Raw genomic sequence first — 25,892 nt, 5'->3', positions numbered from 1 at the left:
CGGCACGTCTGACGGCTGTTCAATTTACTGCGAGAGGACGATATGCCTAAGTTTACATGGGAAGGAAAGGCGCGCACCGGAGCGCAGCAAAAGGGCGAAATGGAGGCTCCCAATGAAGCCGCCGTCATGGCCCAGCTGCGGCGCCAGGGGATCATGCCGAGCAAGATCCGCGAGCGGGGTCGCGGCATGGAAATTAATCTGAAAATTCCCGGTTTCGAACCGAAGATTACCACCAAGGACCTGGTCGTCTTCACCCGCCAGTTCGCGACCATGATCGACGCCGGTCTCCCCCTGGTGCAGTGCCTCGACATCCTCTCCCGCCAGCAACCGAATCGGACTTTCAAAAAGATTCTGACCCAGGTCAAGGAGAGCGTCGAGTCTGGCTCCACCTTTGCCGACGCCCTGAAAAAGCATCCGAAGGCCTTCGACGAGCTTTATGTCAACCTGGTGGCGGCCGGCGAGGTCGGCGGTATCCTCGATACCATCCTCAACCGCCTGGCCGCCTATATTGAAAAAGCCCTGAAGCTGAAGAAGCAGGTCAAGAGCGCCATGACCTATCCGACCACCATCATCGGCATCGCCGTCGTCGTCATTGCCGTCATCCTGATCTTTGTCATCCCTGCTTTCGAGAAGATGTTCGCCGACTTCGGTGGCAGCCTGCCGGCACCAACTCAGATCGTCATCAATCTGAGCAATTTCATTCAGGACTATATCCTGGTGATCATCGGGAGCATTGTCGCCACCATTTGGCTTGTCAAGCGCATCTACCGGACCCCCAAGGGAAGGGAGAAGATCGACGACTGGGCGCTAAAAGCGCCGATTTTCGGCATCCTGATTCGCAAGGTGGCGGTCGCCAAGTTCACCCGGACTTTGGGGACGATGATTTCCAGCGGCGTGCCGATTCTCGACGGGCTTGAAATCGTCGCCAAGACCGCCGGCAACAAGACGGTCGAAAAGGCGATCTACCGGGTGCGACAGAGCATCAGCGAAGGAAAGACAATTGCCGAGCCGTTGGAAAAATCGGGAGTCTTCCCGCCAATGGTCTGCCAGATGATTGCCGTCGGTGAACAGTCCGGGGCCATCGACACCATGCTCAACAAGATCGCCGACTTCTATGACGACGAGGTCGACGATGCCGTAGGTAATCTAACGGCGATGATGGAACCGCTTTTGATGCTCTTTCTCGGGACGACGGTCGGTGGCCTGGTTATCGCCATGTACCTGCCGATCTTCAAACTCGCCGGGACGGTGGGAGGCTAGCCCCTATTCATGGCCGGCTATCGTGGCGCGGGAGGCCATGGCGAACGGGCCGAACACCAGCGGCTGATTCTGTTTCTGGTCTCGCGGATCCTGGTGATCTCCCTCTTCCTCGGGGGGACGATTGTCTATCAGTTCCGCAGTTCCCTCGGGCAACCCCCGGTTGTCATCACCTATCTCTACCTGCTGGTCGGCATCTCCTACCTGCATGCAGTGGTCAGCGGCTTCCTGTTGTTACGTCTTCCGGGGCGCGCCGTCACCCAGTTCATGGCCTCCTGGGACCTGTTGCTGGCTACCGCGCTGATCTATCTGAGCGGCGGGATCGATAGCCTCTTCTCGTTTCTTTACCTGCTGATCATCGTTACCGTCAGTCTGCTTCTCCCGCGGCGGGATGTGGTTTTCGTCGCCTGTGCTTCGGCCATCCTCTACGGCAGCCTGCTCGACTTGCAGTATTTCGGTCTGTTGCATGGGTTGCCCGGGCTCGATTTTGCCCACCGTACCGATGGCCGGGACGTCTTCTATGCGGTATTTATCAATGTTACCGGGTTTTTGCTCACCGCCCTTCTCGCCGGCGCGCTTTCCGAACGGCTGCAGCGCAGTCAGCAGGCCCTGGAGCAGAAAGAGATCGACTACGAGGAGCTGGAGAATCTGAATCGCTCTATTCAGGCCACCATCCACACTGGCCTGATGGTCGTTAACCGATCCGGTCGCATTCGCCTTTTCAACCAGGCGGCCGAACGGATGACCGGCTATACTCTGCACGAGGTCTACAACCTGGATATTCGCCAGCTGATTCCGGAAATGGCGGTCATTGGCGAGTCTGGGCTGCAGGAGATCAGCCGCGGCCAGACCTCCTTCAGCAGCCGCGATGGGCAACGGAAAATATTCGGGTTTGCCTCGTCGCGGGTTGAGAACGGCCGTGAAGGGGAGGGTGGGCTACTCGTCGTTTTCCAGGACCTCACCCAGGTTCTCGAAATGGAAGAGCGGCTGAAGCGGGCCGACCGCCTCGCTGCGGTGGGGCGGCTGGCGGCCGGCATGGCCCATGAGATCCGCAACCCCCTCGCCTCCATCAGCGGTTCCGTGCAACTTATGCTGGAGGGGACGGATCTCCCGGAGGACGACCGCCGGCTGATGGGGATCGTCGTCCGCGAGGCGGATCGTTTGAGCGCGCTGCTGACTGATTTTCTGGTCTATGCACGGCCGCGCAAGCCGGCGCCGGAACACTTCGATCCGGCCCTGCTGCTCGACGAAATTATTGACATGGTAATGGGCGATGTCCGCTCTAGCGCAATCAGCGTTGAGCGGCATTACCAGGCCAGGGTTTTGGTCGAACTCGACCGGACCATGCTGTGGCAAATCTTCTGGGATCTGTTGATCAACGCCGTCGAGGCGATGCCGGAGGGGGGCCGCCTGCGGGTGACGATGACCGTCGAACAAGCTGGCCTGCGCCTGGCGATCGAAGATTCCGGGCCAGGCATACCGGCCAGGGAATGGGGACGCATCTTCGAGCCCTTTTTTACCACCAAGGCTCAGGGGACTGGCCTTGGCCTAGCCACGGTTTTTTCCCTCGTCGAGGTCAATGGTGGCACGATCCACCTGGAAGCCGGAAGTCTGGGCGGGGCCTGTTTTGTCCTGCACTTTCCCCTGGGACCGGATCAGCATCCGAACGGCAGCGAGCCGCTGCGATTGCAAGGGCAGGTCGATCATGAAGAGTAAATCCTCCGCACCCCGGGTCCTTATCGTTGATGATGAAACCAGCATGCGCGAATTTCTCGGCATCATGCTGGGCCGGGAGGGGTATCGTGTCGATACGGCGGCGGACGGCGTCCAGGCCCTCGCCTATCTGCAGCACACCCCCTGCGACCTGGTCATCAGCGACATCAATATGCCGCGCTTGGGAGGGATTGAACTGCTCGCCCGGATCAAGGAGAAATGGCCGGAGACGGTGGTGATCATGATCACCGCCTTTTCCTCGACCGACGAAGCGGTCGAGGCGATGAAGCAGGGGGCTTACGATTACATCACCAAGCCCTTCAAAAACGAGGAAATCCGCCTCATCATCAAAAACGCTCTGGAGCGGCGCAGTCTGCGGCAGGAGAACCAGCAGCTCAAAAAGGAGCTAGGCCAGCGCTATTCCTTTGCCGGGCTGATCGGCAAGAGCCGCGAAATGCAGCTCATTTACGACCTGATCGAAAAGGTCGCCGCCAGCCGCGCCAACGTTTTGATCTCCGGGGAGAGCGGAACCGGAAAAGAGCTGGTGGCGCGGGCGATTCATCATCAAAGCGAACGGCGCGAGCGTCCTTTCGTCCCCATCAACTGCGGCGCCATTCCGGAAAACCTCCTCGAAAGTGAGCTTTTCGGCCATGAAAAGGGTGCTTTTACCGGCGCCACCCAGCAAAAACTGGGCCTCTTCGAGGTCGCCGATGGCGGGACCCTCTTCCTCGACGAAATCGGCGAATTGCCCCAGATGATGCAGGTCAAGCTGCTGCGGGTGCTCCAGGAGCGGGAACTGCGGCGGGTCGGCGGGACCCGGAATATTCCGGTCGACGTTCGCCTGGTCGCTGCCTCCAACAAGGACCTTGCCAGTGAGGTCGCCCGGGGCGCCTTTCGCGAGGATCTCTTTTACCGGATCAATGTCATCCCCCTGCATCTGCCACCACTACGCGAGCGGCGGGGGGATATCCCTCTGCTGCTAGAACATTTCTATCGCCAACTGACCGGCAGAGAAACCCTGCGGGTCACCGAGGGGGCGATGCGCCGGCTCCTCGACTATCCCTGGCCGGGCAATATCCGGGAACTGGAGAACGTGGTGGAGCGTTGCATGGTGCTCGACCAGGGGGATGAACTGCGGGAAGAATCGCTGCCGCCCCAACTTTTGGGGTGTGTTTCAGGGGGGATGTCTGCCATTGATCAGTTTCCGGCGGAGGGGCTCGATCTCGACGCTTACCTCGGCGAGATCGAAAAGGGCCTGTTGCTCAAGGCCCTGGAGCGGAGCGGCGGTGTCCGCAAACAGGCGGCGACCCTGCTTGGTATCACCTTTCGTTCTATCCGTTATCGCCTCGCCAAGTTCGAACTTGCGACGGACGACGAAGACGAGTAGACTTCTGGGGTGGCAAGGACTGGAGTGACAAAGTTTGTCATTGGGTACTGCCGCATTTTGGCGGCTGCGAGCCACTTTCCTGCCCCGGTTAATACCAGATCATCCCGCAGGACCCCCGCATTTTTAAAGGGTTGCAGGGAAAGTTCACAAAAATAAACTATTGGCACAATGATTGCTAGGTAAGCAAGGAAAGTTTGGATGGACGAACGGTCCGATTGGGTTGCTTCCGATCGGGTTGTCCCGTCCACGATGTCAAGGTTGCCGGTTTGCCGGCATTAATCTGTCCACCCAGGAAAGGAGAACAAAACCATGCTGAAAATGTTCAGAAAATCTGAGAAGGGTTTTACCCTGATCGAGCTGTTGATCGTCGTCGCGATCATCGGTATCCTGGCGGCCATCGCCATTCCCCAGTTCGCTTCCTACCGCCAGAAAGCTTTCAACTCAGCGGCTCAGAGCGACCTGAAAACAATGCGGACTTCGTTAGAAAGTTTTTACACGGATAACTACTACTATCCTTATTAAATTATCTCAATCGGAATTTGTTTTGGTTACCTCTTCAGAATAGGAGAAATATGATGAAAACACTCGGTGGAATTCTTGCTGTCTTGATGTTATTGGTTTCTGCGAACAGCGTTTTTGCGGCACATACTGGTACTCTACAAAGTGGCGAGGTTAGCCTTTCCACCTCCGGTGGCACGCCTGATCCATTGATTATCGGCCTCTCGCCCAAAGTGACGGCCCGCTATATTAATCCAGGAACGACCCAAGCTACAGCACAATGGTTTGCCATTGCAACCGCTCATCCTGGTGGCAATACTGTTTATGGGACAGCGCAAAATCTGAATAATATCTGGCAAAAAGGCTTTAAAACTGGAACTGCTCTTACGACTGACCTTATGAATATTCCCGTGTCCGTTAACTCTGCCGACGATTGGTCAAATAACGGTTGGAAATATTGATTTTTCATTTTTACATTATGCAAAAAGCCCCTCATGTGAGGGGCTTTTTGCATAATGTCGCTGAAGGGAGTAGTCGTCAAGCTGTTCGGAATGATAGGAATGACAGTAGTGTATGGCCAAGTTGATAGTGCCGCTTAGCGAAGATGAAAAATCGAACGGAACAAGAAACGCAAAGAGGTTTGAAGAATCAGACCGAGATGTCAAGGGAAATGTCCGGGATGGATGCCTTGCCGATCTAGTGATGCGGTCCTGTCGGTTTTTTGGGGGCGCGTGCGGGGGATCGAAGCTTCTCACCGTCTTTATCCTCCTTCTGCAATTTACTATCCTGCCGGGACTCGGAGACATGGATAAGGCCGGGAAGCTTTTCCCGTTGGTAGTGGTCACCCTTCTCTGTGCCCTGATTTTTTTATGGTCCGGGTCTTCTTTGCGGCTTTCACCGGTCATGGGGCTGTTTGCCCTTTTCTGGCTGGTTCTGCAAGTTTCCGCGACTCAGGCTTTTCAACCCCACTGGGCCCTGATTCAGAACGGCATCCTCGCAATTTTACTCATTTTTTCTATGATGGTCGCCCAGTGGAGTTCTGATCATAACGAATTTAAGGGAATTTTTATTGTTGGGTTGCTGATTTTTGGTCTGTTTGCGGCTTTGCTCGGCCTATATGACTTTTCCCGGTTTTTGGTCCTGGGCCCGTCCTCCTCCATGGTGATTCCCTATCTCCTGCCACCGAATCAAAGCCTGCGCATCGGTGGTCCCTACGGGCAGCCCAATCTGTTTGCCGTCTTTCTGACTGTCGTTCTGCTTGCCTATTTTTATCGCCATCTTCATGCCTCGGCGATGTATCCCCAGGGGATATTTGTCTATTTTCGACACTTCCCATTCTTTGTTGTTGGTTTGGTATTTTTTCTGACTGGCTCCAGAGGAGGGTTGCTCTCCCTGTCCCTAATCCTCGGTGTGCTGGCTTGGCTGGTTGCCAGAGGGAAATACCTTTCAGATAATCGCCCCGGGCGGATGGAGTTTTCCCGTTTGCTACTTGTATTGCTGGGCGCCATGCTCTTGGCCAAGGGCCTAACCGCAGTACTGGCCCCTCACTTGGCACTGGGGAGCGAACTGATGGATACGGGGATCAGTACTGACGCACGGTTCGTATTCTGGACCAGCGCATTTTTGATTTTCAAGTCGCATCCCTGGCTGGGGGTTGGACTGGACGGGTTTCAGTATTTTCAGGACGCTTATGGACCAAGGGCGCACGATCTGCTGGGGTTCGTTAACTACGAAGCGATGGGGAGTACTTCCTGGGCCCATAACGAGTTGTTGCAGATCCTTTCCGAGGGGGGAATCGGCGCTTTCCTTTTTGCACTAATACTCATTGGCCTACTTATCTTTGCCATTTGGCGCTGCTTTCTGCGAAACCGGGAGCCGTTTGGTCCCTTTTTCCTTTATAGCCACCTTCTTTTACTCCCCTTTATCTTCCAGTCGATGTTCAGCTGGCCGTTCCGTCATCCCGCTCTTCTGACCCTTTTTTTCGCTTGTTTGGGGATTCTCCTTGCCCAATATCCTCTCAAAGTCCTGAGGTTTTCCGCCCTTTGCAGGGGAATTCAGGTGATCCTCGTGCTCTGCGGATTGGCATTGACGGGCCTTTTATTTCAGCAGGAACTGGCCTTGGGAGCACTTAAACATGAAATGAGGATTCCCGGCCGGCTAGAATCCAGCTTTTCCAATTTTACCATCCTGGCCGAAAACCCCTACAGTGCCAATCGCGCGCTTGTATCGGCTTTGCCGCGTTATCTGCATACGGCCCTTTCCCCTGGCCAACATAATCTGGCCCGACGAATTGTTCCCTACTACGAGCGTTTGTGCCATGTGAAGGGTTCGCGGGCCAACTGGTTTAATTTGGGCCTGCTATATTACACCCTTGGACGAGAAGGTGAGGCCAAAATGGCCGTTCGGAAGGCGATTCACCTTATGCCGTCATCGGATCTGTTCTGGCAATTCGATCATTATCTCAACATGCGCCAGGCCGCACGGGAAACAGGTCGTCCCCTGGAGGAGTTTTTCCCACGACACAAACCCTATAACCCTTCACTGCTGGGTATGCCGATCTATGATTGAGATCTCCCTCGAAAAAGTCACCAAAATTTACGATCCCGGACTATTTAGGAAAAAGGTCCATGCTGTTCAGGACTTGTCTATTGAGGTTCGCACTGGGGAAGTGTTCGGGCTGGTAGGTCCCAATGGAGCGGGAAAGAGTACCAGTATCCGGCTCCTTCTCGGGTTGAGTCGTCCCACCTTCGGGATCATCCGGTTCCGTTCACGTCTCTTGAGAAAATCTTGCTACCGCAAAGAATTCGGATACCTGCCTGAAAATCCTTATCTGTACGATCACTTGAACCTGGAAGAACTCCTCGCCTTCAGCGGTCGTGCCTCAGAGATGGACAGGGGAGTGGCGGAAAGACGGGGACAGGAGTTGATGGAAAGACTGGATATGCTCGAGTCCCGAAGACGGCCGATGCGCACCTTTTCCAAGGGAATGCTGCAGCGTGCCGGAATCTGTTTTGCTCTGATGCACGATCCCTCCGTGCTGATTTTGGACGAGCCTATGTCTGGTCTCGATCCTGTCGGTCGCCGCATGGTTTTTGAGCTAATTGGTGAATTGAAGGACCAGGGGAAAACCATATTCTTCTGTTCACATATTCTTACGGACGTAGAGCGCCTGTGTGACCGCATTGGGGTGATGGTGGGTGGGCGACTGGTCCGTGTTCTCGGGCGGGAAGCTTTTGCTGACAACGTTGGTCCCTCGTTGCACCTTGTCGTGGCGCCCCTCACAGAGGATCAGCGGAATGCTCTCGATACGCTGATCGGCGGGGTATTCAAGGAGCAGGGTCAGTACATTATTTCGTTCCCGGTTGCTGCGCTGCCGGTGGTCTCCTCACAGTTGAGCGCCATGGGAGTGGAGGTTCTTGGGAGCAGAAGCGGTCGCTTTTCCCTCGAGGAAATCTTTATGCAGGAAGTGGAGGCCAAATGATAACAAGATTATTTGCTCTGGCTTTAATCACTTTCCGCGAGGGTATCCGCAACCGTTCCGTTTTTGGCATTGTAATATTCTCCCTCTTCTTCTTCGGACTCAACATCGCTGTTGCCGGTTTCTTCATGCGGGATATCGACAAGGTTACGGTCGATATGAACCTGAGCGCTCTGTCGCTGGCTGGTCTGCTACTCGTCTTTTTCATCGGTGTCAACCTCATGGCCAAGGACATCGACCGCAAGACAATCCACCTGGTCCTCTCCAAGCCCATCTCGCGAGTAGAATATATCTGGGGAAAGTATTTAGGTCTTCTACTTTTCATCCTGGTGTCCATGGCCGTACTCATGGCCTTCTCCTGTTTTACCGTGTGGTTGCTCAAGGTTTTGTATGCCGACTATTTCCTCCAATTCTCCTGGACTATTTTTTTCATTGCCGCATTCTTTGTCTTTTTGAAAATTGCCGTTCTTGGAGCCGTCGTCGTATTTTTCAGTTCCATCACCACCAACTCCTTCATCACTCTTATCTTCTCTCTTTGTGTTTTCATTGTCGGTGCCACCATAGAGGAGGTCGTTTTTTATCTTCGCTCAGCATTTGCGGCCAAAGAAATGGCTTTTTCCGTACCCCTTAGTAATTTTATTGAGGTGGTATCCTATCTTGTCCCCAACCTCGCGACCTTCGATTTCAAGACTGAGGCCGCCCACGGTCTTTCCCTCGGCTGGGAACGGCTCGGCGTTTCCTTCGGTTATGGGACGATTTACATCGTCGTCCTGCTTCTCTTCGCTTCTGCCATTTTCCGGCGGCGGGAGTTTAATTAATGCGACGGAGTTGGAGCTTACTTGCTGGTCTGGTTATCGCTGTCGCTATGTATTTTTTTTTCAATATGGAAATGTGGCGATGCCGAAACGACGTAAGGAGTGAATCCTCTGCAGAGTATGTCCTTCCCTCAAAATTTAGTCGGATATTATCCCTCGGGTATCGGGGATTGCTCTCGGATTATCTTTTTCTTAAAACCGCCGCCTTTTATGGCGAACGGCTGATGACGCAGAAACCGCTCAGTGGAGCTGATTGGGATTATTTTGCCACCAGCCTTGACGTCATCACTGACCTCGACCCCTATTTTTTTGATCCATACCTGTTGGCCGAGGGGAATATGGCTTGGGAAGGTAAAATCCAAGAGGCCAACAAGCTGTTAAAGAAAGGAATGAAATATCGGAGCTGGGATTGGCGCATCCCTTATTTTATCGGCTTCAATTATTTTTATTTTTTGAAGGATTATGAGAAGGGAGCCGAGTACGTCATGGCCGCAGCCAGGCTCCCTGGCGGTCCCCCTTATCTTAAAACACTCGGTTCCCGCTTGGCTTATTACGGCGGAAAGACCAAAACGGGAATTCTGTTTTTGAAAGGAATGATAGCGGAGACCGAAGATCCACGGTTCCGTGCACCATTGGAAAAGCGCCTGCTCGCTCTTGAGCGAGCCGAGAAATTGGAGCTTTTGGTTAACCGCTTTAAAGAAGAAACCGGAAGATCCCCGGCGGCGGTCAACGAATTGGTAGAAAGGGGCTACATTGATTCCTTGCCCGAAGACCCCTATGGTGGAAAGTGGGTTATTTTACCAACTGGCCGTATTTTCAGTACCAGTAAATTCGCTTCTACGCCTGAAAAGCAAAGATAGATAAATGTATCTGTAATCAGTAGTGTCCGGTTAAGAAGTTGCATAGGCTCCGAAGTCCAAGTCAATGATATCGGGAGGCCCTAAGCCTGCGGCCGCATCCTCGGCGGCCTCGTTGCGAATATTGTTGCGAAGCTCACGCACCCTGTTGATGCTGACACGTTCGCCATGCTCTTCGTGGCAGTAGATGGCCAGCAGCAAATAAGTAATCAACCCTGCGAGGATCTGCACCAGCAGGCCGTAGGGACTGCGGGCAATCAGGTGATACACCTTGAGGTGGCGCTTCCACCAGGCGAAGAAGGACTCGATCGTCCAGCGTAGCTTGTAGATCAAGGCAATCTGCTCGGCGGTCAGATCGAAGCGGTCGGTGGCGACCCAATAGGATTTTTGGTCAACCTTGTAGCCGACCACACGCACTTCTCGTTCGGTCTGGTTGACATCTTTGGTGCCGAGCAACACCCTGGCGTCATAGAAAACATGACTGCCGGGGACAACAGGATTGGCGCTCAACTCCGTCTTACGAGAACTGGCTTTGATGCGGCAGACAAAGTGGCGTCCCTGATCCTGCCAGTCGTCAAAGTTTTTGTAACACTGGTAATAGCGGTCATAGACACCTGTCTGACCGGGAGCCACGAGCCGTTCCGCCTGAGGACGCTCGTCGCCCTTGCCGTCGGTTAATGTGACTTTCTGGGGGACACCACGACCGATATCGAACCCCAGGTGAACCTTGGCCTTTTTGGCTCCGTCTCGATAGTCCGCCCAGAGCATGGACAGCGTAGCGTCAATCAGCGAACCATCGACGGCGATCAGATCGCCGAGATCGGAGATGTCTTTGGCGACAGGAATCTTTTGTGAGACCTGTTTCTGCAGGTCTTCGTAAACATGAATCATCTGCTCCAGCCCTCGGGTATTGATCGCCTCAAAGAAGGCGCTTTTCCGGATACCGCCGGGCGGTGCAATATGAGTCGCGGCAAAATCTTCCTGCGTCAGAACCTGAAGCAGATGACGCCCCGAAGAATGCTCTTCGAGGTGATAGTAGGTCAGGATTTTCAACTGATCTTCAAACGTCATCTGCAGTGGCCTGTTGCCTCGGGCCTCAAGAACCGGGGCATGTTCGAGAGCGCCCTTGAACGGGGTAAAAAGTCGGACAATGGAGCGCCTGCTAAGCCGGGTACGGTGGCAGCGAACAAGTAATGACATTTTCGTAAATCCTCATATAAAATAGGTATTTACGAAAATCACCGCGCCGACTTCACGACGATTTGTCAAGCAAAAAATACGCTAACTTGTGAAAATATTTACAATTATCTGCAACTTTGGGTGAATGCAATTTGCTAACCGGACACTACTGATCTGTAATGAGGTAAACAAGCTAAATAGTTTTTTGACCTGTAGATTTTCCCTTCTGGTGGTAGTTCCTAAAACATCACCTCAGTCTTCTTCGAACTCTGAGTTTCTGCTATTTTCTACAAAATTCTCTACATTCCTGGACATCAATCCTATGAACTTCTCGATTTTCCTGGGTGCCGCTTTCGTCGTCGGCGCCGTCATCGGCTCCTTTCTAAATGTCTGCATCTACCGCATCCCGGCTGGCGAATCGATCGTTCGGCCCCGGTCCCGCTGCGGTTCCTGTGGCAATTCCATCAAATGGTATCAAAATCTCCCCATTCTCAGCTATTTGGTCCTCCGCGGGCACTGTGCAATGTGCAACGCAAAAATTTCCTGGCGTTACCCCTTGGTGGAGTGGCTGACTGGAGGGCTTTTCTCCTGTCTTGTCTTTCGTTTCGGCCCCCAGCCCTTCGTCGTCGCTTTGATGATCCTCGTGGCCATTCTGGTCACGATTACCTTTATCGACATCGATCATCAGATTATTCCCGACGTCATCAGCCTTCCCGGGATTCTCGTTGGCTTTTTCGCGTCTTTTTTCCTGCCGTGGGTGACCTGGGGGGATTCGCTGCTGGGTATTCTCGCGGGCGGGGGGAGCCTCTATCTGGTGGCGGCCGGCTATGCTTTGTTGACCGGCAAGGAGGGGATGGGGGGGGGAGACATAAAGCTGCTGGCGCTCATCGGTGCTTTTCTTGGGTGGAAAGCCATTCTCCCCATCATCTTTTTCTCCTCTGTCCTCGGTACCCTGGTTGGCGTGCCGCTGATGTGGATAAAGAGGTCCGACGGCCAGCTCGCCATTCCCTTTGGTCCGTTTCTCGCTGCAGGATCCCTCACCTATCTCTTCTGGGGCCCCATGATTGTCCGCTGGTACCTGGCGCTTTTTTGAAGAATTTCGATCCTGGGGTTGTGCGAACTGCATTTACAAGATGCTGGGGGCGATGGTTGAACCTGCCTCACTATGTGGTATGACGGGCCGGGTGTTGGCTATTCAAATCAATGATATGTATGCATCACAAAACTATAATTACTTGACAATTACTATCATTGACCTATAATTCCCACAATTTTCTAGCCTAGTGTCCATTGGGAAACCCCAGATGGGCACGGCGTGTTTTCCGAATCGGAAACGAGGAGTTTTTCGTTGTGGCAAGGAAATCGAGGGATTGCGCGGAGGCGTACACCGGTACGTCGCACAAGCAAGGCCGAAGATTGACGCCACCACGGCGGAAAATAACCGTTTTCCGGACGGAAACTAGCCTAATTTTCACGGGACGCTGCCGATGGGAAAAAACCACGTAAAGGAAATTCGTGAAGCCCTGCTGATGAGCAAGGCAGAGTTGGCCAGAAAAGCCGGGGTTTCTCCTCTGACCGTGGATCGTATCGAGCGTGGTGCTGCTTGTCGCATGGTCACGATGCGGAAAATAATCTTGGCTCTCGGTCTTGATGTCGCTGACCGGGGGAAGGTATTCCCGGAGCAGGATAATTAGTGGAACATATTTTGCTTTATAGTGCTGCTGTTATGCGGGCCTTACTCTAACCTCAACAGGGTGAAGCAATGCTTTCTCGAGGCAAAAAAGAGATCATCGGGATTGATATCGGCTCGAGTTCGGTCAAGCTGGTACAGTTGCGGGAAATGAAGGGGGGGTATGCCCTGCAGAATCTTGGCATCGCCCCGTTGCCGGCGGAAGCAATCGTCGACAATGCGATCATGGATTCCAGTTCCGTGGTCGATATTTTGCGCAACCTGGTGGAAAGCCACAAGGTTAAGACAAAAAATGTCGCCACCTCCGTTTCCGGTCACTCGGTTATCATCCGCAAGATTCAGTTGCCGATCATGACCGAGGAGGAGATGGAAGCTTCCATCCAGTGGGAGGCGGAGCAATACATCCCCTTCGATATCTCCGAGGTCAACCTCGATTTCCAGATTCTCGGTCCCGACGCCAAGGATCCGGCGCAGATGAATGTCGTGCTGGTCGCGGCCAAAAAAGATTTCGTCAACGACTACCTGGCGGTCTTCAAAGAGTGTGGCTTCGATCCCAAGGTGATGGATGTCGATTGCTTCGCCATGGAAAATGCTTTCGAGGCCAATTACCCGGAAGAGACGGCACCGGTACTGGCCCTCGTCAATATTGGCGCCAGTGCCATGAACGTCAATATCCTCAAGGATGGCGTTTCGGTATTCACCCGCGATATCCAGGTGGGTGGAAACATGTTCAACGAGGAATTGCAGAAGCGCTTGGGGGTGAGCGGAGAGGATGCGGAGACCGCCAAACTCGGCGGCGCTCTCAACGATGTCGATGCCGCCGATGTCGAAGAGGTCCTGCATGATGCCTCCGAAAACCTCGCCCAGGAAGTCCAGCGGTCCCTCGACTTTTTTGCGGCGACCTCGGCCGATGAAAAAGTTCAGAAGCTCTTTATCTGCGGGGGGTGTTCGCGTCACCCGGCGGTCAAGGAGTCCTTGCTGCGGCGGCTTGATATGCCGGTGGAGGTTCTCGATCCGTTCCGGGGGATTGCTATCGACGAGAAGAGCTTCGACCCTGAGTACGTGCATGCCGTTGGGCCGTTGATGACCGTAGCGGTGGGTCTTGCCATGAGGAGGTTGGGCGACAAATGATCCGAATCAATCTATTGCCCGTTCGGGCCGCCCAGAAGAAGGAAAAGCTCCGGGGCCAGATAGCGGTACTCATCCTTTCGCTGATTCTCGTTGTTGCGGCCTGCGGTGGTATCTATGCCAATCAGTTGATGCGCATCGAGGCGGTCCGGGATGAGATCAGGGCCAACCAGCAGGAGAGCGACCGCCTCAAGAAGACCATCGGCGAGGTTGCCCAGTTCAAGAAGATGCAGCAGGAGCTGCGGGGCAAGCTGGATGTCCTCGACAAGATCAAGCAAGGGAAGAAAGGCCCGGTTCATCTCCTGGAAGAGTTGAGCACGGCCATCCCCGACAAGGTCTGGATCGATTCCTTCAAGGAAGCGGATGGGGTTATCTTCATTAACGGTGGTGGCTTGAATGAAGAGGTGGTCGCCGAATTTCTCAGGAACCTTGAGACCTCCCCGTACTACCAGGGGGTTGAACTGCAGGTGATCGAGCAGGAGTCCCGCGGTGTTATCAAGAGCCAGAAATTTTCCCTGACCTGCCGGGTTGAAGTACCCCCGGCCGGGCCAGCGAAATAAGCGGAGGACGGTGCCGGTATGAATCCAAGAGTTGAATGGTTTTTGCGGCGTCCTGCCTACCAGCGGGCCCTGATGATTTTGGCTGTTATGCTCCTGGTGGTCGCTGCTTTCGTTTTTCTCCTTTACCTGCCCAAGGATGAGGAATACTCCAGTCTGCAGCAGGAGAGCGAAAAGGTGCTGGCCAAGCTCCAGGAAGATCGGAGGATTGCCGCCAACCTGCCCCGGTTCAAGGCCGAATATGAAAAGATGAAGCTGCAGCTTGACCAAGCCCTGACTGAATTGCCGAATGAAAAGGAGATCCCCAGCCTGCTGACGACCATCGCGACCCTGGCGAAGGAAAATGGTCTCAATGTACTGCGGTTCAAGCCGGGGGGGGAGCGCCCCCAGGGCTTTTACGCCGAAGTCCCGGTCGATCTCAAGCTGGTTGGCACTTTTCACCAGATTGCCAAATTTTTCTACGATGTCGGGGATCTTCCGCGAATCGTCAATATCGGCAAGGTCGCCATGACCCTCGGCAGGGGGGGGGCGTCAGCCGGAGCGGAACTTTCCGTCGACTGTCTGGCGGTGACCTTCCGCTTCCTCGAAGGCTCTGCCCCTGCCGCACCTGCGAAAAAGGGAGGGAATAAGTAAATGCCCTTCACCAATCTAAGACGCGTTGGCTTGATCTTGATCGCCTGTCTGCTGAGTTGGGGGTGCAGCGAGGAGGCCCCCGCCCCGTCATCGCCACCACAGGCCAAAAAAGCTCAACCCGCCAAGGCGGCTCCTGTCGATGCCGCTGCCCAGGTCGAGGAGGCCCCGGAAGTTGCCAAGTATGTCTATAATCCGATGGGGCGCCGGGATCCTTTTGTCAACCCCCTGAAGGATCTCACCTCTCCCGCGGGCCAGGATGGGGATCTGCTTACCCCGCTGCAAAAAGTCGACCTCGGTCAGTTGCGGGTGGTCGGCATCATCGTGGGGCGTGGGGAGCCGGCGGCGATGGTTGTCGGCCCCGGAAGCCGGTCATTCATTCTTAAAAAGGGTGTCAAGGTCGGCAAGAATGATGGCGTGGTGATCGGGATTGATGCAGACACAATAAAGGTACGTGAAAAATACATTGATTTTTCCGGTGAGGTCAGAACCAGTATCCAGGAGCTGCAGCTTCCGAAGCGGGGAGGAGTGAATTAATATGTGTTGCCCATACTTCAAGAAGGTCGGTGTGGTCGTGAGGTCGCTCGTTCTGCTCCTGCTGCCAATGGTGGCGGTATGCCTGACCTTGTCGGTTGCCGAGGTCTATGCAGCCCAGAAGAAAGAGAACGCCATTGCCAGTATCGACGTGGCAAATCAGGCGGCGGATACCGCGGTGAAGATTGTGACCAAGGATCCGGTCGGCTATCGCTACACGGTCTACGATTCCTTTGACCCGGTTCGTGTGGTGGTCGACTTTCCCGGCATGGATGTCTCGGAAATCGGCAAAACGATTCCCGTCAAGGATGGCGCCATTCAGGAAGTTCGCGTCTCCTCCTTCGACCTGACCTCGGGAAAACTCGGTCGGGTTGAGATGTTGCTCACCACTGCGGCCAAATACGAAGTCAGCCTGGAGGGGAACACCTTCCAGATTCGGTTTGACAAGCCTGCTTCTGCCGTAGCGACCGCCCCGGCGCCTGCCGTAACCGCCATGCCGGAAGCTCCGGCCGCCTCGAGCGGGACCTTGGCCGCCGCCGCAAGTCGCGCGGCCACAGCGCCGGTTGAAAAGCCGGCCGATCCAGAACCGGGCAAGGCAACGGTCGCGACCGTAGAACCTACCTCGGCGGCTACTGCGGTTGCCGCACCTTCCGCCGCCACGGATGAGCCCAAGGTTGATTCCAAGGCCGCTCCTGTTGCTGTCAAAGCCGCACCCGCTGCGGCCCAATGGCTCCAGTCGATCAAGGTAGAAAACGGGCAGATTCTGCTTCGCAACGACGGTACAGTTGGCAAGTACCAGTACTTCAAACTGGGCTCGCCGCCGCGGCTGGTCGTCGATCTCTTCGACGTCAAGCCACAGTTCAAGGAGCGTACGCTGCCTGTCACTGAGGGCTTTAAGCAGGTACGTGTCGGCACTTACCCGGACAAGACCCGCCTCGTTTTCGACGCTGCAGGCAGCGTCTTGCCGCAATACAGCGTCATGCCAGAGGCCAGCGACCTGATCGTTTCCTGGAATGCCGTCAAGGATGCTCCCCAGGTTGCTGCGATTGTGGAATCGCCTGCCCCTGCCGCCAATCAGCAGGAAGTCACCGTCGAGGCCGTCGATTTTGACGTCCGCGACGGGCAATCCTACCTGACCGTTTCTCTGTCCGCCCCCGGGAAGGTGATCCCGGCCTCGGCATCGGGGAACACCGTCGGTTTCGGCGTCAAGCATGCCAATATCAGTCGCGCCCTGCGCCGGACTCTCGATGCTTCGGCCTTCCCCAGTGCCGTGAAACGGGTAACGCCCTATACCGTTCTCGTCGATGACAGCCAGGATGTACGTTTTGCCGTGGAACTGAAAGGGGCGGCCCGTTATTCCCTCAAGGAGAACGGGACCTCTCTGGTCCTGGCGGTGGACAACGATGGTTTCGCCCAGCAGCCTCCGGTGGCAGGGGAGGTGGTTGCCATTCCGGTCCCGGCAGCCGAGCCGGCCGCCGTCGCCGCACCGATGCCGGAATCCGCCCCGGTGAAGGCATCCCCTGCGGCTGCCCAGTCGACTCCGGCCGTTGCCGACCAGGCGGTTCGAACTGCCCCGGCGATCGTCGAATTGGCCGGTACTGGTTCGGAAGCGACCTATTCGGGGCAGAAGATCACCCTGGTCTTTGATGATGCCGATATTCTCAATATCCTCCAGCTCATTGCCGAAGTCAGCAACCTCAATATTGTTGCCAGTGACGATGTCAAGGGGACCATTACCCTGCGCCTGGTCGATGTCCCCTGGGATCAGGCCCTCGACCTGATCATGGAGATCAAGGACCTCGGCATGGTCAAGCAGGGGAATATCGCTCGCATCATGCCGCGGGAAAAGTTGCGTGCCATGGAAGAGGCGCGCATGAATGCCTCCCGGACCCGCGAAAAGCTTGAGGATCTCAAGACCGAGCTCATCACCGTCAACTATGCGGACCTTGGGAGTGTCTCCAAACATGTCAAAGGGGTGTTGACCAAAGACCGCGAGGGAGTCTCTGTTTCGGAGGATACCCGCAACAAACAGCTGATTGTTACCTCGATTCCATCCAACCTGGCAGACATCAGGAACCTCATCAGCAAGCTCGACACCCCGGAGCGGCAGGTGATGATCGAGGCGAGAATTGTTGAAGCCAGCTCCACCTTCAGCCGGGACCTCGGCGTCAAGTGGGGATTCTCCTCAGAAGGGGAGAACCGCGACATGCAACTGGGGAACAACCAGTTCAATCTTGGATTGGGCGGCAGCTTCCTGATTTCTCCGCCTGCCGCCGGCAGCGTTATCGGTGGCGCTGGGATGGGGGCCGGGTTTACCTTCGGCAGCCTGACCGGCACCTCCCTCGATCTGCGCATTTCGGCTCTCGAAGCGGCCGGTCAGGGGAAAGTCATCTCCACCCCGCGAATTTCAACCCTCAATGGCGGCCAGGCCAAGATCAGTCAGGGGACCAAGATCCCTTACCAGTCTTCCGGTCCTGACGGACCCAAGACCGAATTCGTCGACGCCAACCTCGAGTTGACGGTCACTCCGGTGATCAACCCGGACAACAGTATGATTCTTGACATCTCGGCGACCAACAGTTCTATTGGCAACACGGTCAGCACCGGAACCGGCGGTAATGCCCCGGCTATTGATACCCGGGAGGCGAAGACCAAACTGCTGGTCCGGGATGGGGAAACGACCGTTATCGGTGGGATTTTTGTCGAAACCGACAATAACAGTAATGCCGGGGTCCCGTTGTTGATGCATCTTCCACTGGTCGGACATCTGTTCAAATCGTCCAATAGATCGAATACGCGGGCCGAGTTGCTTATTTTCATCACGCCGCGAATCGTCAACTGATCGATCCCGGAGTCTCATGAACAGAAAGGGACAGGTCCGAAGGCCTGTCCCTTTCTGTCTCGGTTAGGGAGTCGGTGGGTATGGATGCATCTGACCTGGCCCCTGGAAAGAACACTGCTGCGGCTTTGAATCGCCAACGATCACTCCGAAATATTGTGCTCATTGGTTTCATGGGGGCGGGAAAGACGACGGTCGGAGCTGTTCTGGCCGAAGCCCTCGGATACCGATTGGTCGACCTCGACCAACTGATTGTCCTGCGCTGCGGAAAATCGATCCCGGAGATTTTTTCCGAGGAGGGGGAGGCGGTCTTCCGGGATTACGAATCGGCCGCTCTCTGCTCGTTGCGCTCCACGGAAGGGACAGTCCTGGCCACCGGCGGCGGAGTGGTGGGGCGGCAGGAAAACTGGGAGACTCTGCGTGGTATCGGGCCCGTGGTCTACCTGAGACTCCCCTGGGAGATCATCTGTCAACGGCTATCCGGGGATACCCAGCGCCCCCTGGCCGACCAGAGGGACGGCGGTGAGCGATTACGCCGACTATGGACCGAACGAGCGCCACTCTATGAGCAGGCCGATTTGATCATCGATGGCGATTTGCTGACACCCGAAGAAATCGCCGGCAAAATTATCCAGGCGCTGGCAAAGGAATAGGCGGGCATGGCCAACGAACAACTGATTGTCGGTCTCGGCGAACGCAGTTATCCGATCGTGATCGGCAGCGACATTATGGCCGGCCTCGGCGCCGAGCTCAGCCGGATCAATTTCCCCAGCAAGATTGCCGTCGTCAGTAATTCCACGGTGGCCGATCTTTACTTTGCGGCAGTCCGAAGCAGCCTGGAGGCCGCGGGATTCAGTGTCACGCTGTTGTTGATCGGGGATGGGGAGGAATTTAAAACGCTCCATACCCTGGAAGCGGTCGTCGGCCAGTTGATTTCAGGAAATTTCGATCGTGGGTGCGGTTTACTGGCCCTCGGCGGCGGCGTAGTTGGCGACCTGGCCGGATTTGCCGCCGCCATTTACCTGCGCGGCGTCCCCTTTGTCCAGGTGCCGACCACTCTGCTCGCCCAGGTCGACAGCTCGGTGGGAGGCAAGACGGCGGTCAATCACCCCCTCGGGAAGAATCTTATCGGCGCATTCTACCAGCCGCGCCTCGTCTATATCGATGTGGCGACCCTCCTGACCCTTCCCCCGCGTGAATTTGCCGCCGGTCTTGCCGAAGTCGTAAAATATGGCGTTATTCGGGACCTCGATTATCTGCAGTGGCTCTCTGCTGAGCGCAAAAGGATCATGGAGCAGGACCCTGAAGTGATGATCCCCCTGGTAAAGAGGTCTTGCCAAATCAAGGCTGATGTTGTAGAAATTGACGAAAAAGAGAGCTCTTTACGCGCCATTTTGAACTTCGGCCATACTTTTGGACACGCTGTGGAAACCCTTTCCGGCTACGGGGTGGTTCGCCATGGCGAGGCGGTGGCCATCGGCATGCTGGTTGCCGCCGCGGCCGCCACGGAATTGGAGCTGTGCCGGGAAGATGAACTCGCCACCTTGCGCAGCCTGTTGGCTTCTTTTCAATTACCGATCACCCTGCCGCCCTTGGGGCTCAGCGAGATTCTGGAAGTGATGGCCCGGGACAAGAAAGTCAAGGCCGGCGTCCTGCGTCTCATTCTCAATCGCGGTCTTGGCGACTGCGAGATTCGGGATATCGCCCACCCGGAACCGCTTCTGCAAGCAGCCCTGGCCCGTCTTCAGGCCCTATAGGATTACCTCATGGCCGCCTTGGAACATACTGCCTCTATGCTTGGAAAAATTGCCGGCTATATCGAGATTCTCAGCCGGGATCCGCACTCGACGGCGTTTGTGCCGTTAGCCGATGCCTACCGTCAGTTGGGGTTGCTGGATGATGCCATCGAAGTCGCCCAAAAGGGGGTCGCCGCGCTTCCCAAGTTCAGCCCGGGCTTTATTACCCTCGGCCGCCTTCACGCCCAACGTGGTGATCTGCCGGCCGCTGAGGTAGCCTTTTCGCAGGCGATTGCTATCGAACCGGACAGCCTTCCCGCGCTGAAAGGGCTCGCTCGCGTCAGTGGCATGCAAGGGAATCGGGAGCGCGCTCGCCAGCTCCTCGAGAAAGCCAATGCGCTTCAGCCGGACGATGCCACGGTGCTGAAAATGCTCGCTGCGCTGGGACCGGCACCGCAGGGCGAAGGCAAGCCAGCGCGAACACCTGCTCCGAAGAGTGATTTGGAAGAGCGGGACGCACCGATCGCTACCGCGACCATCGCGGAGATCTATGTAAAGCAGGGTTTGCTCGGCAAGGCCCTGCATGTCTACCGCGATCTCCTCAAGGCCGACCCGGGGAACAGTGGTCTTGCCGGCCGTTATCGGGAGCTTGAACGGGAGATCAGCGGGGAAGGGGCGCCTGCTCCGATTGCAGGCGAGGCGCCCGCCGTGGAAGAAGAGGCGTCCGTTGGTTCCCCCGCCCGGGAGGAGTCCCAGATCCTTGCCACCCTGACCAGCTGGCTTGATGCAATTCGCGACAGGAGGGAAGATGTTCGCTGAAATTCTGCAGGAGATCGTTGAAGGGACCGCCGGTGGAGTTGGTGCGGTTCTTATGGGGTATGACGGCATCGCCATTGAGCAGTATTTCAAACCCTGCGAGGGAGTCGACCTGCAGATGATGGCGGTGGAATACGCCAACGTGCTCAAGGAGATCAAGCGGACGGTGGAGATTCTCAATACCGGCGACATGGAAGAGGTCGCGATCAAAACCGAGCGCTTCTATGTGGTGATCCGGGCGCTGACCGATGAATACTTCACCGCCTTGACCCTGCAACGGGATGGTAATTTCGGCAAGGGACGCTATCTGCTGTTGCGTGACGCCCAAAAACTTATCGAGGCACTGAGTTGAGTGCCGCATCCATGAAGATACTCGTCCTCCACGGACCGAATCTGAATCTGCTTGGCTCCAGGGAACCTGCTGTTTACGGAACCCGGACCCTCGCCGATATCGATGCCGAGCTGGTTTCCCTGGGACGGGAACTGGGCGCCGTGGTGGAAACCGTGCAGTCCAACCACGAGGGGGTCTTGATTGACCGGATTCATCAGGCCCGAAACGAGGGAGTCTCCGGTCTGCTCATTAATCCCGGTGGTTTTACCCATACCAGCGTCGCCCTGCGAGATGCCTTGACCGCAGTCAACCTTCCTACCGTTGAAGTCCATCTTTCCAACATTCATGCCCGGGAGTCGTTTCGTCAGCACTCCTACATTGCCCCGGTCGCTCTCGCCCAGATTGGCGGGTTCGGTGCCGACAGCTATCTGCTGGCCCTGCGGGGAATTTTAGGCATATTAAAAAAGTAAATAATTGTGAATAAAAGCGGAATATGCTAAAAGACAGGTCCGGACGGATTCGCCCTTTGCTGGAGCATTGCGCCCTCGATGGCCTGGTTTTTCTGGACCCCGCCAATCTGGCTTACCTCAGCGGGTTTTCCGGAACGGACGGAGTCCTGATTGTTACCCGCAGTGCGAGTTGTTTTCTCACCGACTCGCGTTATACGACCCAGGCCAGAGAGGAGGTCACCGCGAGTGAAGTTGGGGAATATGCCGACAAGGTGACCGGGGTTCTCGACTGGCTGCGAAAGTCCGGAATTTCCCGGGTCGGGTTTGAAGCTGCCACGCTGCCGTATGCGACGGCAATGCGCTTCAGGGAAGGGGCGCCGGGCCTCGAGTGGGTCCCCCTCGATAAGGAACTGAAGCCGTTGCGGGGGAGCAAGGACGCCGGGGAGGTTAATGCCCTGGGCCGTGCGGCAGCCCTGAACTCGGCGGCTCTCGCGGAGGTTCTGCCGCGCTTGACCCCTGGCGTCAGCGAGCGTAACTTCGCGCTTGAACTTGAGTTCGCCCTGAAGCGCCGCGGTGGCGAAGAGAAGGCGTTTGACTTTATCGTCGCCTCCGGCCGCCGGGGAGCGATGCCGCACGGGGTCGCTTCGGATAAGCTGCTGGCTGCAGGGGAACTGGTCACGATCGACTTCGGTACCCGGGTCGATGGCTATCATTCGGATGAGACGGTTACCCTGGCCCTGGGCGCGATTGAAGAGGACCAGCGGCGTGTTTTCGATACGGTTCTGGCCGCCCACGATCGGGCAATCGCGGGAATCCGTCCCGGAGTTCCCCTGCGTAGCATCGACGCCCTGGCTCGTGGATACATCGACGACCAGGGATTCGGCGAATTTTTTGGCCATGGCCTCGGCCACGGTGTTGGCCGGGAAGTTCACGAGTTTCCCGTGGTCTCGCCCCGCAGCGAAACCATCGCGGAGGAGGGGATGGTCTTTACCGTCGAGCCGGGAGTCTACCTCCCCGGGGTCTGCGGCGTCCGGATCGAGGACATGGTGGTGGTCACCGCCGACGGGTGCCGCGTGTTGACGCAGATTCCCAAGCATTTTCGTTCCCTGCCGGTTTGAGCCGGCACCAGGAGTGGCGCCCGAGGCGCCCCAAAAAGCAACGTCAAGGAGGTTCTGTTCTATGGATATCAAGGATCTGAAAACCCTCATCAAGCTGGTCACCGAAACGGATATTACCGAATTCGAGGTGGAAAACGCGGAAGAAAAGGTTCTGATCAAGCGCGGCCACGCCCAGGAAATCGTCCACGTCTCCGCTCCTGCCTACCAGGCCCCTGCTCCCATGCCGGTGGCGGCGCCTGCTGCCGGTGCGGCCCCGGCGCCGGCCACGGCGGCTCCGGTTGCGGTCACCAATGACAAATACGAAACCATTACCTCGCCGATCGTCGGTACCTTCTACCGGGCGCCGTCACCGGAATCGGACGCGTATTGCGAGGTTGGTTCCATCGTCGACAAGGGCCAGACTTTCTGCATTGTCGAGGCAATGAAATTGATGAACGAGATTGAAGCCGAATTCAAGTGCAAGGTGATCGAGATCGTCAAGGAAAATGCCCAGCCGGTCGAGTTTGGCGATCCCCTGTTCATCGTGGAGCGGATCTAGCGGGTCGCAGGATCCAGGGTCCAGGCCCCGGAATATCTGACACCTGACACCTGTTTTTCGGAGAAAAAAACTCATGTTCCATAAGATATTGATCGCAAACCGCGGAGAAATCGCCCTGCGCATCATCCGCGCCTGCAAGGAACTCGGCATCAAGACGGTGGCGGTCCACTCGGATGTGGACAGCGAGTCGCTGCATGTCAAGCTGGCTGACGAAAGTATCTGCATCGGGCCGGCCCCCAGTGCCAAGAGTTACCTGAATATGAAGTCGATCATCAGCGCCGCCGAGGTCACCGATGCCGACGCAATCCACCCCGGTTACGGCTTTCTCTCCGAGAACGCCGAGTTCGCGGAAATCTGCAACAACTGCGGCCTTACCTTCATTGGCCCGACCGCTGAAAACATGCGCCTGATGGGCGATAAAATCAGCGCCCGGCAAACAGTCACCAAGGCTGGCGTCCCCATTCTTCCCGGCACCAAGGACGGGGTTCACACCGCCGAGGAGGCCATGCGCATTGCCGGCGAGATTGGTTACCCGATCATCATCAAGGCGACGGCCGGCGGTGGGGGGCGTGGAATGAAGGTGGTTCATTCTCCGGCTTCTCTGGCCAACGCTTTTGCGGCCGCCCGCTCCGAGGCCCAGGCCGGATTCGGGAATCCCGAGGTCTACATCGAGAAATTCTGTGAGCGTCCCCGGCATGTCGAAATCCAGATCATGGCGGACAAACATGGCAACGTCATTCATCTCGGCGAGCGCGACTGTTCCATTCAGCGCCGCCACCAGAAACTGATCGAAGAGGCGCCCTGCCCGGTGCTGAGCCCCGCCCTGCGCAAGAAGATGGGGGAATGTGCGGTGGCTGCCGCCAAGGCGGTCGGCTATACCAGCGTCGGGACCATGGAATTTCTGCTCGACAAGGACCACAATTTCTATTTCATGGAAATGAACACCCGGGTTCAGGTTGAACATCCGGTGACCGAGATGATTACTGGCGTTGATATTATCAAGGAACAGATTCGCAGTGCCGCTGGCCTGCCGCTGCGCTTCAAACAGTCGGATATCAAGATTCACGGCCACGCCATCGAGTGCCGTATCAACGCAGAGCACCCCTTCAAGTTCACCCCGTCCCCCGGCAAGATCGACGGCTACCATACCCCCGGAGGCCTCGGTGTGCGCGTCGACAGTTTCGTTTATGATCAGTATACGGTCCTGCCCCACTACGACTCGATGATCGCCAAGCTCATCGTGCATGCCGATACCCGTGAAGAAGCCATCAAACGCATGGCTCGGGCTCTCGATGAATACATCATCGAAGGGATCAAGACCACGATCCCCTTCCATCAGAAAATCATGGACAACAGGGAATTCATCGAAGGAAACGTCGATACCGGATTTCTTGAACGAATGGTAATCTGACATTGCAGCAGACGGCAAAGGCCGGGGCAACCCGGCCTTTGCCGTTCCGGGGAATGCGATGACCCTTATCCCTTGGCGCCTGTTGCGCAGTGGACCCGCCACCGGGAGCTTCAACATGGCCCTCGATCAGGCGCTCCTCGAAGCCGTGGCCGCCGGTCGCAGCGGGTCGGTGCTGCGCCTCTACCACTGGTTCCCGGCTACGGTCAGCCTTGGCTATGCCCAGCGCGGTCGCCGGGTGGTGAATCTTGCCAGCTGTCGCGACCTCGGCCTCGATGTGGTGCGCCGCTTCAGCGGCGGCAGGGCGGTGTTGCATGACCAGGAAATGACCTACGCCGTGATCGCTCCCGAGCCGAGTCCCTGGTTTCCGGCCGGCGTAGCCGGCAGCTACCGCATTATTGGCGAAGCGCTGCAGGCGGCCCTGGACGGTCTCGGCCTGGAGACGACCCTGGCCATCGGTCGACATGCCGGGGCGGGGAGCGCGGATGCCCAGGCCAGCGCCTGTTTCACCGCGCCGGCGACGGCGGAACTGGTTCATGCCGGCTGCAAGGTAACGGGGAGTGCCCAGAAACGCCAGAAGGGGGGCTTTCTCCAGCACGGCTCGGTGCCGGTCGATCTCGACCCGGTCCTGTTGTTCAGAGCCCTCGACACCGCCGGACAGCTCAGCCCGCAGGCAGGGGGGGCTCTGCTGGCGCGCCGGGTTGGCTGGCTGAATCGTTGGCTGCCCGTGCCGCGGTCGGTCGAGGAGGTCGAAACCGCCTTCATCGCCGCCTTCAGCCACCGTCTCGGCGTCGTCCTGGAACCATCCACACTCCGACCCGACGAGCTGGCCCGGGCTCGTTCCCTGGAGCGCCTGCACTATGCCAACCCCGCCTGGAATCTGGCGGGAATTGCCGGTTGACAGGGGGACCGCTCACGACTATGTTATGACAGT

25 protein-coding genes and 1 pseudogene are annotated in these 25,892 nt (G+C 56.5%); 25 read left to right on the top strand and 1 reads right to left on the bottom strand.

The features are described from left to right. Positions 1-42 precede the first annotated feature (42 nt). From ACYQ8E_RS00685 to ACYQ8E_RS00645, 9 genes are all read left to right on the top strand, one after another. Positions 43-1,260 (top strand): type II secretion system F family protein, encoded by a 1,218-nt coding sequence (locus tag ACYQ8E_RS00685; protein ID WP_066726268.1) that lies wholly within the window; start codon positions 43-45, stop codon positions 1,258-1,260. A 9-nt stretch (positions 1,261-1,269) separates the two neighbouring features. Beyond that, complete coding sequence (locus tag ACYQ8E_RS00680) at positions 1,270-2,973, top strand: two-component system sensor histidine kinase NtrB (RefSeq protein ID WP_066726271.1); 1,704 nt, start codon at positions 1,270-1,272, stop codon at positions 2,971-2,973. After that, positions 2,963-4,357: a sigma-54-dependent transcriptional regulator gene (locus ACYQ8E_RS00675; protein ID WP_066726275.1), complete on the top strand. Its 1,395-nt coding sequence runs from the start codon at positions 2,963-2,965 to the stop codon at positions 4,355-4,357. The genes ACYQ8E_RS00680 and ACYQ8E_RS00675 overlap by 11 nt, the downstream gene beginning before the upstream one ends. Positions 4,358-4,666: 309 nt before the next feature. Continuing rightward, positions 4,667-4,879, top strand: coding sequence for a type IV pilin protein (locus ACYQ8E_RS00670; protein ID WP_066726278.1), 213 nt, complete (start codon positions 4,667-4,669; stop codon positions 4,877-4,879). Positions 4,880-4,929: 50 nt separating this feature from the next. After that, complete coding sequence (locus ACYQ8E_RS00665; RefSeq protein ID WP_157471819.1) at positions 4,930-5,316, top strand: hypothetical protein; 387 nt, start codon at positions 4,930-4,932, stop codon at positions 5,314-5,316. A 112-nt stretch (positions 5,317-5,428) separates the two neighbouring features. Continuing rightward, positions 5,429-7,423, top strand: a complete 1,995-nt coding sequence (locus ACYQ8E_RS00660) for an O-antigen ligase family protein (protein ID WP_082820227.1) — start codon at positions 5,429-5,431, stop codon at positions 7,421-7,423. After that, positions 7,416-8,336 (top strand): ABC transporter ATP-binding protein, encoded by a 921-nt coding sequence (locus ACYQ8E_RS00655; RefSeq protein ID WP_066726284.1) that lies wholly within the window; start codon positions 7,416-7,418, stop codon positions 8,334-8,336. Before ACYQ8E_RS00660 ends, ACYQ8E_RS00655 begins: the two co-directional genes overlap by 8 nt. Further along, a complete protein-coding gene (locus tag ACYQ8E_RS00650; RefSeq protein ID WP_066726287.1) occupies positions 8,333-9,151 on the top strand; it encodes an ABC transporter permease in 819 nt (272 codons plus the stop codon). The genes ACYQ8E_RS00655 and ACYQ8E_RS00650 overlap by 4 nt, the downstream gene beginning before the upstream one ends. Further along, complete coding sequence (locus ACYQ8E_RS00645; protein WP_066726290.1) at positions 9,151-10,008, top strand: hypothetical protein; 858 nt, start codon at positions 9,151-9,153, stop codon at positions 10,006-10,008. The genes ACYQ8E_RS00650 and ACYQ8E_RS00645 overlap by 1 nt, the downstream gene beginning before the upstream one ends. A 96-nt stretch (positions 10,009-10,104) precedes the next feature. Here ACYQ8E_RS00645 and ACYQ8E_RS00640 read toward each other — a convergent pair. Further along, a pseudogene (locus ACYQ8E_RS00640) lies at positions 10,105-11,205 on the bottom strand (IS4 family transposase); the annotation flags it as partial. Positions 11,206-11,506: 301 nt separating this feature from the next. Here ACYQ8E_RS00640 and ACYQ8E_RS00635 point away from each other — a divergent pair. The 16 genes from ACYQ8E_RS00635 (at position 11,507) to ACYQ8E_RS00560 (ending at position 25,859) form a co-directional block, all read left to right on the top strand. Then, positions 11,507-12,277 carry a prepilin peptidase gene (locus tag ACYQ8E_RS00635; RefSeq protein WP_082820228.1) on the top strand — a complete coding sequence of 257 codons (771 nt, stop codon included), beginning with the start codon at positions 11,507-11,509 and terminating at the stop codon, positions 12,275-12,277. A 394-nt stretch (positions 12,278-12,671) separates the two neighbouring features. Next, positions 12,672-12,878, top strand: a complete 207-nt coding sequence (locus ACYQ8E_RS00630) for a helix-turn-helix transcriptional regulator (protein ID WP_066726293.1) — start codon at positions 12,672-12,674, stop codon at positions 12,876-12,878. Between the two features lie 68 nt (positions 12,879-12,946). Further along, positions 12,947-14,005 (top strand): type IV pilus biogenesis protein PilM, encoded by a 1,059-nt coding sequence (gene pilM / locus ACYQ8E_RS00625; RefSeq protein WP_066726297.1) that lies wholly within the window; start codon positions 12,947-12,949, stop codon positions 14,003-14,005. Continuing rightward, positions 14,002-14,562, top strand: coding sequence for a PilN domain-containing protein (locus tag ACYQ8E_RS00620; protein WP_066726300.1), 561 nt, complete (start codon positions 14,002-14,004; stop codon positions 14,560-14,562). Before pilM ends, ACYQ8E_RS00620 begins: the two co-directional genes overlap by 4 nt. An 18-nt stretch (positions 14,563-14,580) precedes the next feature. After that, a complete protein-coding gene (locus tag ACYQ8E_RS00615; RefSeq protein WP_082820229.1) occupies positions 14,581-15,192 on the top strand; it encodes a type IV pilus inner membrane component PilO in 612 nt (203 codons plus the stop codon). 30 nt (positions 15,193-15,222) lie between these two features. Then, positions 15,223-15,726: a pilus assembly protein PilP gene (locus ACYQ8E_RS00610; protein WP_197463747.1), complete on the top strand. Its 504-nt coding sequence runs from the start codon at positions 15,223-15,225 to the stop codon at positions 15,724-15,726. 37 nt (positions 15,727-15,763) lie between these two features. Then, the gene (locus tag ACYQ8E_RS00605) at positions 15,764-18,565 is read left to right on the top strand and encodes a type IV pilus secretin PilQ (RefSeq protein ID WP_197463748.1); all 2,802 of its coding nucleotides are present in this window, start codon (positions 15,764-15,766) and stop codon (positions 18,563-18,565) included. Positions 18,566-18,720: 155 nt separating this feature from the next. Then, positions 18,721-19,215: a shikimate kinase gene (locus tag ACYQ8E_RS00600; protein WP_197463749.1), complete on the top strand. Its 495-nt coding sequence runs from the start codon at positions 18,721-18,723 to the stop codon at positions 19,213-19,215. 6 nt (positions 19,216-19,221) lie between these two features. Further along, positions 19,222-20,319, top strand: a complete 1,098-nt coding sequence (gene aroB, locus ACYQ8E_RS00595; protein ID WP_066726314.1) for a 3-dehydroquinate synthase — start codon at positions 19,222-19,224, stop codon at positions 20,317-20,319. A 9-nt stretch (positions 20,320-20,328) separates the two neighbouring features. Next, positions 20,329-21,117, top strand: coding sequence for a tetratricopeptide repeat protein (locus tag ACYQ8E_RS00590; RefSeq protein ID WP_066726317.1), 789 nt, complete (start codon positions 20,329-20,331; stop codon positions 21,115-21,117). Beyond that, positions 21,107-21,466 carry a roadblock/LC7 domain-containing protein gene (locus tag ACYQ8E_RS00585; protein ID WP_066726320.1) on the top strand — a complete coding sequence of 120 codons (360 nt, stop codon included), beginning with the start codon at positions 21,107-21,109 and terminating at the stop codon, positions 21,464-21,466. The genes ACYQ8E_RS00590 and ACYQ8E_RS00585 overlap by 11 nt, the downstream gene beginning before the upstream one ends. An 11-nt stretch (positions 21,467-21,477) precedes the next feature. Then, on the top strand, positions 21,478-21,915 hold the full coding sequence (aroQ, locus tag ACYQ8E_RS00580) for a type II 3-dehydroquinate dehydratase (RefSeq protein WP_066726323.1): 438 nt from the start codon (positions 21,478-21,480) through the stop codon (positions 21,913-21,915). A gap of 23 nt (positions 21,916-21,938) precedes the next feature. After that, entirely contained in the window at positions 21,939-23,012 is a 1,074-nt protein-coding gene (locus ACYQ8E_RS00575) for an aminopeptidase P family protein (RefSeq protein WP_066726326.1), read from the top strand. Between the two features lie 61 nt (positions 23,013-23,073). Next, a complete protein-coding gene (gene accB, locus ACYQ8E_RS00570) occupies positions 23,074-23,550 on the top strand; it encodes an acetyl-CoA carboxylase biotin carboxyl carrier protein (RefSeq protein ID WP_066726329.1) in 477 nt (158 codons plus the stop codon). A gap of 73 nt (positions 23,551-23,623) precedes the next feature. Next, positions 23,624-24,961 carry an acetyl-CoA carboxylase biotin carboxylase subunit gene (gene accC / locus ACYQ8E_RS00565; RefSeq protein ID WP_066726332.1) on the top strand — a complete coding sequence of 446 codons (1,338 nt, stop codon included), beginning with the start codon at positions 23,624-23,626 and terminating at the stop codon, positions 24,959-24,961. Positions 24,962-25,019: 58 nt separating this feature from the next. Next, positions 25,020-25,859 carry a lipoate--protein ligase family protein gene (locus ACYQ8E_RS00560; RefSeq protein WP_082820231.1) on the top strand — a complete coding sequence of 280 codons (840 nt, stop codon included), beginning with the start codon at positions 25,020-25,022 and terminating at the stop codon, positions 25,857-25,859. Positions 25,860-25,892 lie beyond the last annotated feature (33 nt).

Source organism: Desulfuromonas carbonis (assembly GCF_054658035.1).
The sequence above is the reverse complement of the archived record's forward strand: the minus strand, read 5'-3'. Positions and strand labels throughout refer to the sequence as shown.

Coding starts and splice junctions, on each gene's coding strand:
- ACYQ8E_RS00685 (WP_066726268.1), top strand. CDS start 43: ATGCCTAAGTTTACATGGGAAGGAAAGGCGCGCACCGGAGCGCAGCAA.
- ACYQ8E_RS00680 (WP_066726271.1), top strand. CDS start 1,270: ATGGCCGGCTATCGTGGCGCGGGAGGCCATGGCGAACGGGCCGAACAC.
- ACYQ8E_RS00675 (WP_066726275.1), top strand. CDS start 2,963: ATGAAGAGTAAATCCTCCGCACCCCGGGTCCTTATCGTTGATGATGAA.
- ACYQ8E_RS00670 (WP_066726278.1), top strand. CDS start 4,667: ATGCTGAAAATGTTCAGAAAATCTGAGAAGGGTTTTACCCTGATCGAG.
- ACYQ8E_RS00665 (WP_157471819.1), top strand. CDS start 4,930: ATGATGAAAACACTCGGTGGAATTCTTGCTGTCTTGATGTTATTGGTT.
- ACYQ8E_RS00660 (WP_082820227.1), top strand. CDS start 5,429: ATGGCCAAGTTGATAGTGCCGCTTAGCGAAGATGAAAAATCGAACGGA.
- ACYQ8E_RS00655 (WP_066726284.1), top strand. CDS start 7,416: ATGATTGAGATCTCCCTCGAAAAAGTCACCAAAATTTACGATCCCGGA.
- ACYQ8E_RS00650 (WP_066726287.1), top strand. CDS start 8,333: ATGATAACAAGATTATTTGCTCTGGCTTTAATCACTTTCCGCGAGGGT.
- ACYQ8E_RS00645 (WP_066726290.1), top strand. CDS start 9,151: ATGCGACGGAGTTGGAGCTTACTTGCTGGTCTGGTTATCGCTGTCGCT.
- ACYQ8E_RS00635 (WP_082820228.1), top strand. CDS start 11,507: ATGAACTTCTCGATTTTCCTGGGTGCCGCTTTCGTCGTCGGCGCCGTC.
- ACYQ8E_RS00630 (WP_066726293.1), top strand. CDS start 12,672: ATGGGAAAAAACCACGTAAAGGAAATTCGTGAAGCCCTGCTGATGAGC.
- pilM (WP_066726297.1), top strand. CDS start 12,947: ATGCTTTCTCGAGGCAAAAAAGAGATCATCGGGATTGATATCGGCTCG.
- ACYQ8E_RS00620 (WP_066726300.1), top strand. CDS start 14,002: ATGATCCGAATCAATCTATTGCCCGTTCGGGCCGCCCAGAAGAAGGAA.
- ACYQ8E_RS00615 (WP_082820229.1), top strand. CDS start 14,581: ATGAATCCAAGAGTTGAATGGTTTTTGCGGCGTCCTGCCTACCAGCGG.
- aroB (WP_066726314.1), top strand. CDS start 19,222: ATGGCCAACGAACAACTGATTGTCGGTCTCGGCGAACGCAGTTATCCG.
- ACYQ8E_RS00590 (WP_066726317.1), top strand. CDS start 20,329: ATGGCCGCCTTGGAACATACTGCCTCTATGCTTGGAAAAATTGCCGGC.
- ACYQ8E_RS00585 (WP_066726320.1), top strand. CDS start 21,107: ATGTTCGCTGAAATTCTGCAGGAGATCGTTGAAGGGACCGCCGGTGGA.
- aroQ (WP_066726323.1), top strand. CDS start 21,478: ATGAAGATACTCGTCCTCCACGGACCGAATCTGAATCTGCTTGGCTCC.
- ACYQ8E_RS00575 (WP_066726326.1), top strand. CDS start 21,939: ATGCTAAAAGACAGGTCCGGACGGATTCGCCCTTTGCTGGAGCATTGC.
- accB (WP_066726329.1), top strand. CDS start 23,074: ATGGATATCAAGGATCTGAAAACCCTCATCAAGCTGGTCACCGAAACG.
- accC (WP_066726332.1), top strand. CDS start 23,624: ATGTTCCATAAGATATTGATCGCAAACCGCGGAGAAATCGCCCTGCGC.
- ACYQ8E_RS00560 (WP_082820231.1), top strand. CDS start 25,020: ATGACCCTTATCCCTTGGCGCCTGTTGCGCAGTGGACCCGCCACCGGG.